The sequence below is a fragment of the Streptococcus sp. HMSC071H03 genome, from assembly GCF_001813035.1.
Classification (GTDB): Bacteria; Bacillota; Bacilli; order Lactobacillales; family Streptococcaceae; genus Streptococcus; species Streptococcus anginosus.
This window is the reverse complement of the sequence record NZ_KV811176.1, coordinates 6,114-23,376: the sequence shown is the minus strand read 5'-3', so window position 1 is coordinate 23,376 and position 17,263 is coordinate 6,114. Positions and strand designations below refer to the sequence as shown.

Below are 17,263 nucleotides of genomic sequence, written 5' to 3'. Positions count from 1 at the left end.
TGCTGCAAGAGCTGGCAGTACTTTATCTTTACCTCCACTGATTTTCTTAGCTCACTTCGTTTCGCAGAAAATCTAGCGTGTGCACTAGAAAAGAGCTGACATCCAGCTCTTTTCATCTACTTATAGCGCAATAGCTGAATGGCAGTTCACTTCGCTAAGCTCGTGACCAACCTATTCAACCTTGCAGGGTTCAACTCTTCCAGTGGATGAGTTGAAGTTGTCCCCTAAAAATCAGAAATGAGACTCAACGAAATCATAGATCTCTGACTGACCGCCTTATTTTTCTGTAAGAGCAGCCAATCCTGGCAATACTTTACCTTCAAGAAGCTCCATGCTTGCGCCTCCGCCTGTAGAAATCCATGAGAATTTGTCTGCACGACCAAGGTTGATAGCTGCCGCTGCTGAGTCACCACCACCGATAATAGATTTCACGCCTGGTTGTTTCACGATAGCATCCATGACACCGATTGTACCAGCTTGGAAGTCAGGATTTTCAAAGACACCCATTGGACCATTCCAAACAACTGTTTTCGCACCAGTTAATTCTTGGTCAAATTTAGCGATTGATTTAGGACCGATATCCAAACCAAGGAAGCCAGGATCTACTGCTTCACCGTCAGTATCTTTCACTTCAGTGTAGTCCGCAAAAGCATTTGCTTCTTTCGAGTCAACTGGCAAAATCAATTTACCGTTTGCTTTTTCAAGCAGAGCTTTTGCAACCTCCAACTTATCTTCTTCTACAAGTGAGTTACCGATTTCGATACCTTGTGCTTTGTAGAAAGTATACGTCATACCACCACCGATAAGCACTTTATCAGCTTTTTCAAGAAGATTTTCGATAACACCAATCTTGTCTGATACTTTAGAACCACCAAGGATTGCTACGAATGGACGAACTGGACTTTCAACAGCTTCTTTGATATAAGCAATTTCGTTTTCAAGAAGGAAACCTGCAACTGCTTTCTCAACGTTTGCTGAGATACCTACGTTAGATGCGTGAGCACGGTGAGCTGTACCAAATGCATCATTTACAAAGATACCGTCTCCAAGGCTTGCCCAATATTTACCAAGTTCTGGATCGTTTTTAGATTCTTTCTTGCCGTCAACATCTTCAAAACGAGTGTTTTCAACAAGAAGAACTTCACCGTCTTTAAGGGCATTGATAGCTGCTTCAAGCTCTGCTCCACGAGTTACTCCTGGAAGGAAAGCAACATCTTGACCTAATTTTTTAGCTAAATCAGCCGCAACTGGTGCAAGAGATTTTCCTTCTTTATCAGCTTCTTCTTTCACACGTCCAAGGTGAGAGAAAAGAATAGCACGTCCACCATGTTCAAGGATATACTTGATTGTTGGAAGAGCAGCTGAGATACGGTTGTCGTTTGTGATAACTCCGTCTTTAAGCGGCACATTGAAATCAACGCGAACAAGGACTTTTTTGCCTTTCAATTCAACGTCTTTAACAGTAAGTTTTGCCATGTTACAAAAACTCCTTTTTCTATTTTATACGAAACTATTATATCATATTTTCTAAAAGTTTTCTTGATATAAAGAAAGTTTTCACAAAATAATTTGACTAAAATATGAAATCTAAATACGAAAGAGCCGAGAAGGCTCGACTCTTTATTATTCTACTGGAGTAGTTTCTTCCACAGGTTCTGTTACGGTTGTATCTTCGATAATTTCGACTTCATTGACAGCTTGCGGTTCAAGGTTACGGTAACGAGCCATACCTGTACCAGCTGGGATGATTTTACCAATGATAACATTTTCCTTGAGACCAAGCAAGTGGTCTTTCTTACCACGGATAGCCGCGTCTGTGAGGACACGAGTGGTTTCTTGGAAGGAAGCAGCTGACAAGAAACTATTTGTTTCAAGAGATGCTTTAGTAATTCCCATGAGGACTGGGCGAGCAGTCGCAGGAACACCGCCTGAGATAACTACATCTCGGTTAGCATCGGTAAAGTCTGTAATATCCATGAGTGTGCCCATAAGAAGATCAGTATCTCCCGGATCCATGATGCGCACCTTACGAATCATTTGGCGAACCATTACTTCAATATGCTTGTCACCGATTTCTACCCCTTGACTGCGGTAAACTTTTTGCACTTCAGCTAGCAGGTAAGTCTCAACAGACAAGACATCACGAACAGCCAATAAATGTTTCGGTTGGATAGAACCTTCTGTTAATGCTGCCCCGCGAGAAACTTGGTCACCTACAGCCACTTTCATACGAGCTGTAAATGGTACAACGTATTCTCCTTCACCGGTTGCACCCTTGACAAAGACTTTCTTAGTCCGAGTAGAAGCATCTTCTTCAATTGCAGTCACTTCGCCTTTAACTTCAGTAATAACTGCTTCCCCTTTCGGATTGCGGGCTTCAAAGATTTCTTGGACACGAGGAAGACCTTGTGTGATATCGGTATTAGAGGCAACACCACCCGTGTGGAAAGTACGCATTGTAAGCTGTGTACCAGGTTCACCGATAGATTGGGCAGCAATCGTTCCGACTGCCTCACCGACTTCAACCGCATCACCCGTTGCCAAGTTGATACCGTAACAACGACGGCAAACTCCATGACGTGTATTACATGTAAAGACAGAGCGAATAGTGACTTCTTCGACACCAGCGCTAACAATCTCATGCGCCATATCTTCTGTAATCAATACGTCTGGACCAACGATGACTTCGCCTGTTTCAGGATGTTTAACAGATTTCTTCGTATAACGACCAATCAAGCGTTCTTCTAATGGCTCAATCATTTCTTTACCATCAGTAATTGAGCGGATAACAAGACCACGATCGGTTCCACAGTCATCTTCACGGATAATCACATCTTGCGCCACATCAACCAAACGGCGAGTCAGATAACCTGAGTCAGCTGTTTTAAGGGCTGTATCAGTCATCCCTTTACGAGCACCGTGAGTAGAGAAGAACATTTCCAAAACAGACAAACCTTCACGGAAGTTAGATAGAATAGGCAATTCCATGATGCGGCCATTAGGAGCGGCCATCAAACCACGCATACCAGCAAGTTGTGAGAAGTTAGAAATGTTACCACGGGCTCCAGAGTCCATCATCATAACGATTGGGTTCTTAGAATCTTGGTTGGCAACCAAACGTTTTTCCAATTTTTCACGAGCTGCACGCCATTCAGCAGTAACTGCATTGTAGCGTTCATCGTCTGTAATCATACCACGGCGGAATTGTTTGGTGATTTGTTCCACACGTTTGTGAGACTCTTCGATAATTTCTGCCTTATCTTCAACGACCGGAATATCAGCAATCCCTACTGTCAAGCCTGCTAACGTTGAATGATGATAGCCGAGATCCTTCAGACGGTCAAGGAAAGCAGATGTTTCAGTTGTACGGAAACGTTTGAAGATTTCAGCAATGATATTTCCAAGATTTTTCTTCTTGAATGGTACATTTAATTCTAGCTTACTGATAGCTTCTTTGACATCTTGACCAGATTCTAAGAAATACTTAGCTGGCACACCTTCTGCCATGTTTGAAGCATTTGGCTCTTGCAAATATGGCAATTCATCTGGCATGATATCATTAAAAAGAATCTTACCCACTGTTGTCAAGAGGATCTTGTGTTTTTGATTTTCTGTCCATGGTTTGTTTAAACTATCCGTTGCAATCCCAACACGCGTATGTAAGTGAACATAGCCATTACGGAGAGCCATTACAGCTTCATCACGGTCTTTAAAGACCATTCCTTCTCCTTCACGACCAGCTTCTTCCATAGTCAGGTAGTAGTTCCCCAAGACCATATCTTGTGAAGGGGTTACTACTGGCTTACCGTCTTTTGGATTGAGGATGTGTTCGGCTGCCAGCATGAGAATCCGTGCTTCTGCTTGAGCTTCTTCTGACAAGGGCACATGGATAGCCATTTGGTCTCCGTCAAAGTCGGCATTATAAGCCTCACACACAAGTGGGTGCAAACGAAGAGCCTTCCCGTCAATCAAGACTGGCTCAAAAGCCTGAATCCCTAATCTGTGAAGTGTCGGTGCGCGGTTAAGGAGCACTGGGTGTTCTTTAATCACATCTTCTAAAATATCCCAGATGCGTTCATCATTCCGTTCCACCAAGCGTTTAGCAGCTTTGACATTTTGCACAATATCACGCGCGACAATTTCACGCATGACAAATGGTTTGAAGAGTTCAATAGCCATTTCACGTGGCACACCACATTGGTACATCTTGAGTGTCGGACCTACCGCAATAACCGAACGTCCTGAGAAGTCAACCCGTTTTCCGAGCAAGTTTTGACGAAAACGTCCTTGTTTCCCTTTGAGCATGTGGCTCAATGATTTGAGCGGACGGCTTCCTGGTCCAGTAATAGGACGACCACGACGACCATTGTCAATCAAAGCATCAACCGCTTCTTGCAACATCCGCTTTTCATTTTGCACGATGATTCCAGGAGCATTTAGTTCCAAAAGACGTGCCAAACGATTATTCCGATTGATAACACGACGGTAGAGATCATTGAGGTCAGAAGAGGCAAAACGTCCACCGTCCAACTGAAGCATTGGACGTAAGTCTGGCGGAATAACTGGCAAGATGTTTAAGACCATCCATTCTGGCTTGTTACCAGATTTTTGGAAGGCATCTAAAACATCCAAACGACGAATAGCCTTGACACGTTTTTGACCAGTTGCCGTTTTTAATTCATCTTTGAGCTCTGCAATTTCTTTTTCCAAATCTACTTGTTTCAAGAGATCTTGAATTGCTTCAGCACCCATTTTTGCAACAAAGGAACCTTGACCATATTCTCGTAAGCGTTCACGATATTCCCGCTCTGTCATAATGGATTTATGCTCAAGTGGCGTATCTTTTGGATCAATCACCACATAAGCTGCAAAATAGATGACTTCTTCAAGGGCACGAGGGCTCATGTCCAAGGTCAGACCCATACGGCTTGGGATTCCTTTAAAATACCAAATATGAGAGACAGGTGCCTTTAACTCAATATGTCCCATGCGTTCACGACGAACTTTGGTACGAGTTACTTCAACACCACAACGATCACAAATGATTCCTTTATAACGAATCCGTTTATATTTTCCACACGCACATTCCCAGTCTTTCGTAGGACCAAAGATGACTTCATCAAAAAGCCCTTCGCGTTCTGGTTTTAGTGTGCGGTAGTTAATTGTTTCAGGTTTCTTCACTTCCCCATAAGACCAAGAGCGGACTTTACTAGGAGAAGCTAGGGTGATTTGCATACTTTGAAAACGATTTACATCAACCACTATTTCTTACCTTTCTTTATTATCTATTGAATCAGTTCTTATTCTTTCCCTTCAGCATCAAAAGCGGCTTTTGCTTCTTGCGCTGCTTTTTCACGTGCTTTTTCAAGATCGTCTACATGAATCACATCATCATCCATACCTTCATCCAAGTCACGAAGTTCGACTTCATTGTCGTCTTCATCAAGGACACGCATGTCAAGACCAAGTGATTGCAATTCTTTCACAAGGACACGGAAGGATTCTGGAACACCTGGTTTTGGAATTGGCTTACCTTTGGTAATGGCTTCATAAGCTCTCAAACGACCATTGATATCATCTGACTTGTAAGTCAAGATTTCTTGAAGGACGTTAGAAGCACCGTAGGCTTCAAGAGCCCAAACTTCCATTTCTCCAAAACGTTGTCCACCGAACTGCGCTTTACCACCAAGAGGTTGTTGCGTAACGGTTGAATAAGGACCAACTGAACGGGCATGGAGCTTGTCATCGACCATGTGGTGAAGTTTGATCATGTACATGACACCAACGGACACACGATTATCAAATGGCTCACCAGTACGTCCATCATAAAGAATCGTCTTGGCGTCACTATCCATGCCAGCTTCACGAACGGTTTCCCAAAGATCATCTGAGCTAGCCCCGTCAAATACTGGTGTTGCAATGTGAATGCCAAGGTTGCGAGCAGCCATACCGAGGTGAAGCTCCATAACCTGTCCGATATTCATACGTGATGGCACCCCAAGTGGGTTCAACATGATGTCTACTGGTGTTCCGTCTGGAAGATACGGCATATCCTCAACTGGAACGATACGGGAAACAACCCCTTTATTTCCGTGGCGTCCGGCCATCTTATCCCCAACGCGGATCTTTCGTTTTTGAGCAATGTAAACACGCACCAACATGTTGACACCAGATTGCAATTCATCACCGTTCGCACGAGTAAAGATTTTCACATCACGGACAACCCCTGCACCACCATGTGGTACACGAAGAGATGTGTCACGTACTTCACGAGATTTATCACCGAAAATTGCATGAAGCAGGCGTTCTTCAGCAGATAAGTCTTTTTCACCTTTCGGCGTTACTTTACCGACAAGAATGTCGCCTTCTTTTACCTCAGCACCAATGCGGATAATTCCCATTTCGTCAAGGTCTCTCAAAGCATCTTCACCGACGTTTGGAATTTCGCGCGTAATTTCTTCAGGTCCAAGCTTTGTATCACGTGTTTCTGATTCAAATTCCTCCAAGTGAACAGATGTGTAAACATCGTCTTTCACTAAACGCTCACTCATGATAACGGCATCTTCAAAGTTGTAACCTTCCCATGTCATATAAGCAACGATTGGATTTTGTCCAAGTGCCATTTCACCTTTTTCCATAGAAGGTCCGTCTGCGATAAAGTCACCTTTTTCAACTGTATCGCCAACTTTTACCAGCGTACGTTGGTTGTAAGAAGTACCAGAGTTTGAACGGCGGAATTTCGTAATATGATAGACATCAAGTGAGCCATCTTCACGACGAACTTCAACTTTGGCTGCATCAGAATATACAACTTTACCGTCGTGTTGGGCAATAATCGCCGCACCAGAGTCGTGAGCTGCTTGGTATTCCATACCAGTACCAACATATGGTGCATGCGGATCAATCAACGGTACTGCTTGACGTTGCATGTTGGCACCCATGAGAGCACGGTTTGAGTCGTCATTTTCAAGGAAAGGAATACAAGCCGTCGCAACCGCAACTACCTGCTTAGGCGATACATCCATGAAGTCTACTTGATCTGAAGGAAATTCTTGGTTGTTCCCTTGGTGACGTCCCATGACAATCGCTTCTGCAAAACGACCATCTTCTGTTAATTTAGAATTTGCTTGCGCTACGATAAATTCATCTTCTTCATCCGCTGTCAACCAAACGATTTCATTAGTGACCAGACCTGTTTCACGATTCACTTTACGGTAAGGCGTTTGGATAAAACCATATTTATTCAAATGACCATAAGAAGACAAGTTATTGATCAAACCAATGTTTGGTCCTTCAGGTGTTTCAATCGGACACATACGTCCATAGTGGGTGTAGTGCACGTCACGCACTTCATATCCAGCACGGTCACGAGTCAAACCACCAGGTCCCAAGGCTGACAAACGACGTTTGTGAGACAATTCAGACAGTGGGTTATGTTGATCCATAAATTGAGACAATTGAGAGGAACCAAAGAATTCTTTAATCGCCGCTGTGACTGGGCGGATGTTAATGATTTGTTGCGGTGTCAACACTTCATTATCTTGCACACTCATGCGCTCGCGAACATTACGCTCCATACGAGACAATCCAAGACGTACTTGGTTAGCAAGCAATTCACCAACGGCACGAATCCGACGATTTCCCAAGTGGTCAATATCATCCACACGACCCAGCCCTTCAGCGAGGTTCAAGAAGTAATTCATCTCAGCCAAAATATCTGCTGGCGTAATCGTATGAACTCGATCACCTGGGTTAGCATTACCAATAATAGTCACCACGCGATCTGGATCAGTTGGCGCCACTACTTTGAATTTTTGAAGAACGACTGGATCTGTCAACACGGCTGCATCATTTGGAATATAAGTGATTTTATTCAAATCACCGTCCAAGTATTCTGCAATACTATCAATGACATTACGCGTCATAACCGTTCCAGCTTCAACCAAGATTTCACCTGTTTCTGGATCTACCAAAGGCTCTGCAATCGTTTGATTTAACAAACGTGTTTTAATGTTTAATTTTTTATTGATTTTATAACGACCAACTGCCGCCAAGTCATAACGATGTGGATCAAAGAAACGAGCGACCAATAGACTACGTGAGCTATCAGCTGTTTTAGGCTCACCTGGACGAAGACGTTCATAGATTTCTTTCAGCGCTTCATCTGTACGTGAATCCATTGGATTTTTGTGGATATCTTTTTCAATCGTGTTGCGAACGAGATCGCTATCACCGAAAATATCAAAGATTTCATCATCACCAGAGAAACCAAGTGCACGAACAAGTGTCGTAAACGGAATCTTACGGGTACGGTCAATCCGAGTGTAGGCAATATCTTTTGAGTCCGTTTCCAACTCTAACCAAGCTCCACGGTTTGGAATGACGGTGGAACCATACCCAACCTTCCCATTTTTGTCTACTTTATCATTGAAGTAAACACCTGGAGAACGAACGAGCTGTGATACGATAATCCGCTCACCACCGTTGATGATAAATGTTCCCATTTCTGTCATGATTGGAAATCGCCAAAGAAGACCTCTTGCGTCTTGATTTCGCCGGTTTCTTTATTGATTAAACGGAAAGTCACAAAAATAGGTGCAGAATAGCTGGCATCATGGATACGTGCTTCTTCTAAAGTGTATTTAGATTCTTTAATTTCATAACCAACAAACTCTAGCTCCATTGTATCTGTAAAGTTTGAGATAGGAAGTACATCTTCAAATACTTCTTTCAAACCATGGTCAAGAAAATCTTTGAACGAATCTGTCTGGATTTCAATCAAATTTGGTAAATCAAGAACTTCCTTGATTCTTGAAAAACTACGACGAGTACGGTGTTTCCCGTATTGAACTTCATGTCCTGCCAAGTTTTTTACTCCTTCTTCTTTCTACATTCTCTATTACATGATAGAGTAGCAATTTTCATTTGTCCTTTTTGAGTAATTTTCAGAATCTTTAAGTTTTGATGACAAACGACAAAAATCCCAAAAACAGACACAAAAAGAGCAGCTAAATCTGACTTTAAAAGTATGATTTAACTGCTGTAAGCTTTATATGGACAATATTTCAAATAAAGCAGACGACAAATTATTAGTAATATTATACCTTATTTAACTCTGCTTTTCAAGTTTTTTACTTACTGAAAGTGTTTTTATTTAGCGTCCACCTAAAAGTGCTGCCCAAGCTTTTTGATAATCACTATCTGTACCACCGATTCCAAATTTATAGGTGGTCATCGGAGCACCGTTTTTCGCCCAGTAACTAGTAACTGTCTGTCCGGTCAGGTTCATACTGCGACCATTGACTGTTACTGTGCCAGCTCGTTCACCCGTCGCTTTAAGAACATTAGACTTAATGACACTAGAGTCTAGGTTGAACTTATCACCAACTCCCCAAATATTTGGGTCGGCTTGATAAATTGCATTTACTAGTTGAGCCATATACTGCGCATTATTATTGTAACCCGTCAAAGCTGCCATTGAAGCATTATTGTCATGACCGATCCAACCACCTAACGTTAATTTAGGAGTGGATACCATGAGCCACATGTCACCATTGCTGTTGGTCGTACCCGTTTTTCCAATCCAATCAGCACTAGCTAAACCGCTATTAATCTGCGTTAAACGAGATTTGAAGGTCGTCGTAGCACCCGAACTCAATACCCCACGCATAAGACTTTGCATAATCGTCGCCGTTGCCTTAGAGTAAACCTGAACAGGTTTTGCTTTATGTTCATAGACAACTTTCCCGTTTTTTGTCGTAATCTTTTCAATCATATAGCGCTCTTGGTATGCCCCATTATTGGCTAAAGTTTGGAAACCATTGGTGTGTTGGGCGACAGATACTTCAATACCTCCTCCCATTGGCAGACTTTCAATATCATAATTTTCAATTTGATAGCCCATTTTCTCCATGTACCCTTGAACATTAACTCCTTTGTCACGAAGCAATTTATAGGTCCAATAAGCTGGAATGTTCCAAGAAGTATTCAAAGCTTCCTGCAAATCCATCATGGCTGTACCACGGCTATCTACGTGCATAATTGGCTCACCGCTAGAGAAATTTGCAGGGTAGTTAGACAGCATGCTGGCACTTCCCATAAGCCCTTGGTCTATGGCAATACCATAGGCTAAAATCGGCTTAATGGTTGAGCCTGGTGAGCGCTCTGTATCAAATGCATGGTTGTTCTGGTTAGAAGCATAATCACGTCCTCCAACAAACCCCAAAATAGCTCCTGTACGATTATCCATGAGGACATTTCCAGCTTCGACTACACCTGTTCCATCATCTAAGACACTACCAAAATTAGCTACTGCATTTTGCATTGCATTATGCACATTCTTATTAATAGTTGTGGTGACAGTGTAGCCGCCTTCACTCAACTCTTTCGCAGCTAGTTCTCTGTAAGCTTTCACTGTTGCATCATTTTTCAACTCTTGCTGTGAAACATTGTCACGTTTGATTAAGTAATCATACATTGCTTTTTGAGCTTCTTTCATCGCAACGTAATATAGATAGTCATGTGTTCTTGCTGAAGTCGTATCACTTGGTAAAAAGTCTCGTTTTAAATCATAATCTTTATACAATTGGTACTCGTCTTTACTAATCGCACCTGTCCGGTACATATTGTAAATAACATTTTTCGCACGATTGAGACCAAAAGTCATATCTTTAGCACTTTTCAGGCTACCGTCAGCTGCATAAGGAGAGTAAACAATCGGACTTTGTGGTAAACCGGCAATAAAAGCTGCTTGAGGAATTGTCAATTTGCTGGCAGGAACTCCAAAAATTCCTTGTGCAGCTTCTTCCACACCAGCAATATTTTGCCCTTTGTTATTTCTCCCAAACGGTGCCACATTCAAATAAGTCGTTAAAATATCGTCTTTGCTCATGTAGCGTTCTAAAGCCAGCGCATCAATGATTTCTGATGCTTTACGACTAAAGGTTGGAGCATCGCCGACAACTTGTTGCTTGATTAACTGTTGTGTTAAGGTAGAACCACCACTTGAGGAACCAATCCCTACAACAGAGCCTAGTGTTGCCCGCAAAACAGCTTTCGTAACAACCCCATGATGCTTGTGGAAATTTTCGTCTTCCGTAGCAATGACTGCTTTTTTTACATTAGCAGAAATAGATTTGCTAGCTACTGATATTCTTAGTAAATCACTATCAATTGCTGAAATTGAACTACCATCAGCATATTTTAATTCAGAAATAGCCGAGATGTCTTGGATTTTTTTGATGAGCTCTTCTTTTTTAGGAGTTTCAACCTTATCGAAGATTCTTGCACCATAACCCAATGCAATACCTCCACCAAACAAGCACCCTAAAAAAACAAGCACAAAAAAGACATTTGATAATAATTTCAGAGTACGAAGGACAGTTCCACCAATACTCAAAATTGTCCAGTTTTCCTTTTTATTTTTGCTAGGACGATCTGTTTGAAAAAGTTTCTCAAACAATTGTTGTATTTTTTCTAAAACTTGTTTAAACATTCTTTCTCCTTGGGCTTTCTGTGCCTATTATAGCAAATTTATGAAACTTCTGACAACAAGAAAGGCAAGCCTTGGCTGAAATCATTGTTTTTTTCATTATTTTTGCGATTTTACTATATTCTAGTGCTTGTTTGTGATACAATGTTACAATAACTAGAAATTTTATAAAGGAGAGACAGATATGCACATTTTTGATGAGCTAAAAGAACGTGGTCTGGTTTTTCAAACAACTGACGAAGAAGCGTTGCGCAAAGCCTTAGCGGAAGGAAATGTTAGTTTTTATTCTGGCTATGATCCAACAGCTGACAGCCTGCACCTCGGTCATCTTGTACCAATCCTTGTCATGAAACATTTACAGTTGGCAGGTCACAAACCCTACGCTCTCGTCGGCGGTGCAACTGGCTTAATTGGCGATCCATCATTTAAAGATACCGAGCGGAGTTTACAAACAAAAGACACAGTTGAGGGCTGGGTACGGAGCATTCAAGCGCAAGTATCTCGTTTTCTTGACTTTGAAAATGGTGACAACAAGGCTGAAATGGTCAACAACTACGACTGGTTCTCTGATATTAGTTTTATTGACTTTCTGCGCGATGTCGGAAAATATTTCACCGTCAACTACATGATGAGTAAAGAATCCGTAAAAAAACGAATTGAAACAGGGATTTCTTATACCGAGTTTGCTTACCAAATCATGCAAGGCTATGACTTTTTTGAGCTAAATCGCCAATACGGTGTCACTTTACAAATCGGTGGTTCTGACCAATGGGGCAATATGACTGCTGGTACTGAATTGCTTCGTCGGAAGGCAGACAAAACAGCTCACGTTATTACAGTGCCCCTTATCACAGACGCAACCGGTAAGAAATTTGGTAAGTCAGAAGGCAACGCTGTATGGCTCAATGCTGATAAGACCAGTCCTTACGAAATGTACCAATTCTGGATGAATGTCATGGACGCTGATGCCGTTCGTTTCCTTAAAATTTTCACTCTTCTTCCGCTTGATGAAATCGAAGAAATCGGGAAACAATTTGAAGCAGCTCCACATGAACGTTTGGCACAAAAAATCTTGGCGCGAGAAGTCGTTACACTCGTGCATGGCGAAAAAGCCTACAAAGAAGCACTCAATATCACCGAGCAGCTTTTTGCCGGAAATATCAAAAATCTTTCTGTCAAAGAGCTGAAACAAGGGCTTCGCGGCGTCCCAAATTATCAAGTGAAAGCAGATGACAATCTCAATATCGTAGAACTTTTGGTAACGGCTAGCGTTGTCAATTCTAAACGCCAAGCGCGTGAAGATGTCCAAAACGGTGCTATTTATGTCAATGGCGATCGCATTCAAGACCTTGACTATACATTAACGGACGCTGACAAATTGGAAAACGAACTCACCGTTATCCGTCGTGGTAAGAAAAAATATTTTGTTTTGACTTACTAAATAGGAAAAAGAGCAATCAACTACTACATCGTTGGTTTATTGCGCTATATACTTTGAAGCTGGAGACTTTTCGCTCCAGCTTCTTTTCATTCTCACTTAGCAAAAAGCATATTGTCATAGTGCTTGTTTTAGCTCCAACCGCTTTAAAAGTGTGGTTCATTTTAAAATTCCCTTTCTTTATCTACTTGTCAAAGCATTTCTCACATGTTACACTAGTCAGAGAAATTTATGAAAGAGAAAACGCATGAAACCCAAACTTAAACGCTTTGAAACGGCTAAGCTTTTTTCTTGCCCTTTTTGTCAGCAAGCCTTGTTTTTATCAGAAAATAGTCTCAAATGCAAAAATAAGCATTCCTTCGACTTGGCAAAGTTTGGCTATGTCAACTTGGCTCCACAGGTGAAGCAATCAAAAGACTACGATAAATCCAACTTTCAAAATCGACAATTGATTCTCGAAGCAGGATTTTACCAGCCAATTTTGAAGAAATTACTAGAAATTTTATCATCTTTACCACAACATGGTAATCTGCTGGACATTGGTTGCGGAGAAGGCTATTATGCTCGAAATTTGCAAGCACAATTACCAGATAAACATATCTATGCATTCGATTTGTCAAAAGAGTCTATTCAACTAGCAACCAAAAGTGACCACAGCCTGACGGTAAATTGGTTTGTTGGAGATCTGGCGCACATCCCTATTCAAGATGCTAGCATGGATATGATTTTAGACATCTTCTCTCCTGCCAATTACCAAGAATTTCAGCGCGTCTTGCAGAAAAACGGCTTGCTCATTAAGGTTATTCCTAGCAGCCAACACTTGCAAGAAATTCGTAGTATCGTTGCCGAGCAATTAACAAACACAAATTATTCCAATCACAAAATCATTGAGCATTTTGAAGAAGCCTTTACCATTACAAATTCTTATGACGTTGCAGCTACTTTCAACTTGAGAGAAAACGAAAAAGCGGCACTTCTTCATATGACACCGCTTCTTTTTAATATTGACATTGATAAAATAGATTGGTCACCATTAACTGACATCACGATTGCTGCAAAGATTTTAGTTGGTCAACAAATATAAAGCAAAAAGAGGTGAAAACAGATTGCTGCGAGATACAGCAGTCTATTCAACCTCTTTTTATACGCCTCGATTAAAAGCTAACCAAATCATTCCCAAAGCTAAAACAATATAAGCAATCAACGCCAATAACCGTTGTCCCACTTGATAAGCTCTTCTTTCCCCGCGGACTGGGAAAATAACAGCACAGAGAGCGCCTCCGACTGCACCACCTAAGTGACCTGCCAGACTAATTCCCGGTGTCAAACTCAATACCAAATTCATAACTAGAAGAACTAAGTATGACTGGCCGAGTTGCTGAATGTAAGGATTTCGCACCGCGTAGCGCAAAGTAATAATAGCACCAAAAATCCCAAACAAAGATGTAGAGGCACCTGCAGCCACAGCACTTGGAGTGAAAAAGAAGACAAAGACATTTCCTAAAATACCAGACATCAGATAAAGAAACAGAAAATTCCACGAGCCAAAAATATGCTCAGCTTGTCGTCCGATAAAATACAGCGTAATCATATTCATCACAAAATGCTCCAAGCCGATATGAACAAAAATCGCCGATACCAAGCGCCAAATCTGACTTGGAAAATATTGAATCGTTCGACCATTCATTGCCCCAAATTCATAAATCGTTTGGGTACTAGCATAATTAAAGCCACGCAACAGAAACATTGCTAGGAAAACTCCTGTCGTGATAAGCAACAATAAGCTCGTTACTGGATAACGTTTATCATAAATTTTATTCACAAATCAATACCTCCTGAACGGGAATATCACAATCATCTGGTTGAAAATCAACTAACTGGTAAGGATAAATTGTACTTACTGTCATCCCTTTAAAATCAGCCAAATAGCGGTCATAATAGCCACCTCCATAGCCAATACGATAGCCTTTTTTGTTAAAAGCAACACCTGGAACATGAATCAAATCAATATGAGATTTTTCCACCGTTCGTTCACTTCTTGGTTCCCAGATACCAAAAACAGTCAATTCCAAGTCATTTGGATTATAATCTACAAAAGTCATGCGCCCTTCGGGATAAGTCTTAGGGACCAAAACCCGCTTGCCATCTGCTTGAGCCTGCCTGATGAAAATCCTTGTATCAAACTCGTGTGGCAAAGATAAATAAGTAGCAACTGTTCTAGCTTGTTGATAAGCAGAAGATTCCAGCAAGTACTGAGTGAGCAAAGCATCTCTCTGCTGTTTTACTATCAATTCCTGCTCTTTCATTTTCCTGACTATAGTTTTGCGCAAATCTGCCTTCATTTATCTTCTCCTCGATCAGAAATATTATCAACATTCCCAGCCCATTATTCATTAACTTTTGCACTTAAAAACTTCCCAAATTTTTCAATAGCAAAAGGCAGCGCTGCTTCATCTGGCGCCATTTTAGGATGATGAAGTGCGTAAGGACTATCAATTCCCAGCCAGAACATCACACCCTTGACTTTACTGAGCAGATAGCCAAAGTCCTCACCGGTCATTGCAGGTAAAATATCAATCATGTGCACACCGTTCTCTTTTTGGAAAAAATTCATGCATTGAGCAGCTAATTCTGGATGATTTTCCACAGGAAGATAACCGCCTTGTTTCAGCTCCAACTCAAGCTCTACACCAAAAGACTGCGCTACTCCTTCAGCGATTTCCCGCAGGCGTTTTTGAGTGAGCAAATTCATCTCCTGCGTCAACGTTCGAATGGTTCCATGCAAAAAAGCAGTTTCAGCAATCACGTTATTCGTTGTTCCAGCATGGAATTCACCAAAGGTGACGACAGCTCCTTCAATCGGATCTACATTGCGACTCACAATGGTCTGAACCTGAGTGATAAAATAGCTAGCTGCTACCAAAGCGTCATTAGCATTATGCGGAAATGCAGCATGACCACCCTTGCCCTTAAAAGTTAATTTAACTTCACAAGTCCCTGCAAAAAGTGTACTAGTATTCGTAGCAATATCTCCTACCTTGAGGTCAGGTCGCACATGAAGCCCATAAAATTCATCTGGCAACCAATCGCCAAAGGCTCCATCTTCATACATCAGCATGCCCCCAGCTTCATTTTCCTCAGCTGGTTGGAAAAGAAAAAGTAGATTATTCTTAGGCTGCTCAGTAGTTAATTTCTCCAACAAACCCAGAGCGATTGTCATGTGCATATCATGCCCACAGGCATGCATACGTCCCTCATGTTGACTAGCAAAGGCAAGCCCTGTCTCCTCAACAATCGGCAAACCGTCAATATCTGTCCGCCAGCCAATCGTCTTAGTAGGTGTACTGCCTTTGATAAAGACTAAAATTCCCGTACGCCAGGTCCGAATCTCAACGAAATCCAAGCCAGCAGTCAACTCATCAATTATTCTCATCAGATAGGCATGAGTCTTATACTCTTCCAGTCCAATTTCCGGAATTTGATGCAAGTCTCGGCGAATTTTTTGATAATCAATCATACATTTCCCTCTTTAAAGTGTCCGAAGAGCGTCTTCCAATGCTGTTTTCTGCTGGGTTTGTTCATCAATTTTCTTAATCACACGCGCAGGCACACCGGCTACAACAACATTTTCTGGCACATCTTTCGTCACAATAGCCCCTGCAGCGACGACAGAACCATTGCCAATCTGCACTCCTTCAATAACGACAGCATTGGCCCCTATCAAGACATTGTCCCCCACTCGGACAGGATCTGCGCTGGCAGGCTCAATGACACCGGCAAGAACAGTCCCAGCACCCACGTGGCTGTTTTTTCCAACAATAGCTCGACCACCCAAAACGGCTCCCATATCAATCATCGTTCCAGCACCAATTTCAGCTCCGATATTGATAACAGCTCCCATCATAATCACAGCATTATCACCGATTTCCACCTGGTCGCGGATAATAGCTCCTGGCTCAATCCGAGCATTGACCTCACGCTTGTCTAACAGCGGTACGGCAGAATTTCGAGCATCCTGCTCCACCACATAGGTTTTATTCTCTTCTAGGTTAACCAAAAGAGGTTTAATTTCCTCCCAGTCACCAAAGAGAACATTGCCCAATTTGACAACTGAATTCGGCACTTCGCCCGCTAGTTTTCCTTCAAAAGTCACTTTTACATTTGTCTTTTTCTTAGCATCCGCTATAAACTGAATAATTTCCTGAGCAGTCATTTTAGTCGCTGTCATAGACATCCCTCGCTTTGATTTAGTATTAAGGGTTATTATAACATAAAATCAAGCATTTCATCATATGAAAGCAAAAGAGAGTGGGACAGAAATCAGTAGTTTCGTA

The 17,263-nt window shown here is 41.8% G+C and carries 9 protein-coding genes and 1 pseudogene; 2 read left to right on the top strand and 8 right to left on the bottom strand.

Translation table 11 applies throughout. The features are described from left to right. Positions 1 to 276: 276 nt before the first annotated feature. The 4 genes and pseudogenes from HMPREF2887_RS09675 to pbp1b all read right to left on the bottom strand — a co-directional run bounded on the left by HMPREF2887_RS09675 (position 277) and on the right by pbp1b (position 11,494). Positions 277 to 1,476: a phosphoglycerate kinase gene (locus tag HMPREF2887_RS09675; RefSeq protein ID WP_057489559.1), complete on the bottom strand. Its 1,200-nt coding sequence runs from the start codon at positions 1,474 to 1,476 to the stop codon at positions 277 to 279. 147 nt (positions 1,477 to 1,623) lie between these two features. Next, complete coding sequence (rpoC, locus tag HMPREF2887_RS09670; protein ID WP_021001229.1) at positions 1,624 to 5,262, bottom strand: DNA-directed RNA polymerase subunit beta'; 3,639 nt, start codon at positions 5,260 to 5,262, stop codon at positions 1,624 to 1,626. 38 nt (positions 5,263 to 5,300) lie between these two features. Further along, a pseudogene (gene rpoB, locus HMPREF2887_RS09665) lies at positions 5,301 to 8,866 on the bottom strand (DNA-directed RNA polymerase subunit beta). A gap of 288 nt (positions 8,867 to 9,154) precedes the next feature. Next, positions 9,155 to 11,494, bottom strand: a complete 2,340-nt coding sequence (gene pbp1b / locus HMPREF2887_RS09660; RefSeq protein WP_057489558.1) for a penicillin-binding protein PBP1B — start codon at positions 11,492 to 11,494, stop codon at positions 9,155 to 9,157. Positions 11,495 to 11,675: 181 nt separating this feature from the next. Between pbp1b and tyrS the strand changes: the two genes are divergently transcribed. Together tyrS and HMPREF2887_RS09650 are read left to right on the top strand one after the other, a co-directional pair. Further along, positions 11,676 to 12,932 carry a tyrosine--tRNA ligase gene (gene tyrS / locus HMPREF2887_RS09655; protein WP_021001226.1) on the top strand — a complete coding sequence of 419 codons (1,257 nt, stop codon included), beginning with the start codon at positions 11,676 to 11,678 and terminating at the stop codon, positions 12,930 to 12,932. 244 nt (positions 12,933 to 13,176) lie between these two features. Continuing rightward, positions 13,177 to 14,013, top strand: a complete 837-nt coding sequence (locus HMPREF2887_RS09650; RefSeq protein ID WP_021001225.1) for a putative RNA methyltransferase — start codon at positions 13,177 to 13,179, stop codon at positions 14,011 to 14,013. A 57-nt stretch (positions 14,014 to 14,070) separates the two neighbouring features. On the opposite strand, the gene HMPREF2887_RS09645 is transcribed toward HMPREF2887_RS09650, so the two are convergent. Genes HMPREF2887_RS09645 through dapD form a run of 4 tightly spaced genes read right to left on the bottom strand, consistent with a single transcriptional unit; the run spans position 14,071 to position 17,157 of the window. Then, positions 14,071 to 14,751 carry a rhomboid family intramembrane serine protease gene (locus tag HMPREF2887_RS09645; RefSeq protein ID WP_057489557.1) on the bottom strand — a complete coding sequence of 227 codons (681 nt, stop codon included), beginning with the start codon at positions 14,749 to 14,751 and terminating at the stop codon, positions 14,071 to 14,073. Further along, the gene (locus HMPREF2887_RS09640; protein ID WP_003027033.1) at positions 14,744 to 15,271 is read right to left on the bottom strand and encodes a 5-formyltetrahydrofolate cyclo-ligase; all 528 of its coding nucleotides are present in this window, start codon (positions 15,269 to 15,271) and stop codon (positions 14,744 to 14,746) included. Before HMPREF2887_RS09640 ends, HMPREF2887_RS09645 begins: the two co-directional genes overlap by 8 nt. A 44-nt stretch (positions 15,272 to 15,315) precedes the next feature. Then, positions 15,316 to 16,446: an N-acetyldiaminopimelate deacetylase gene (locus tag HMPREF2887_RS09635; RefSeq protein ID WP_021001223.1), complete on the bottom strand. Its 1,131-nt coding sequence runs from the start codon at positions 16,444 to 16,446 to the stop codon at positions 15,316 to 15,318. Between the two features lie 12 nt (positions 16,447 to 16,458). Continuing rightward, positions 16,459 to 17,157: a 2,3,4,5-tetrahydropyridine-2,6-dicarboxylate N-acetyltransferase gene (gene dapD, locus HMPREF2887_RS09630; RefSeq protein WP_021001222.1), complete on the bottom strand. Its 699-nt coding sequence runs from the start codon at positions 17,155 to 17,157 to the stop codon at positions 16,459 to 16,461. Positions 17,158 to 17,263: the final 106 nt, after the last annotated feature.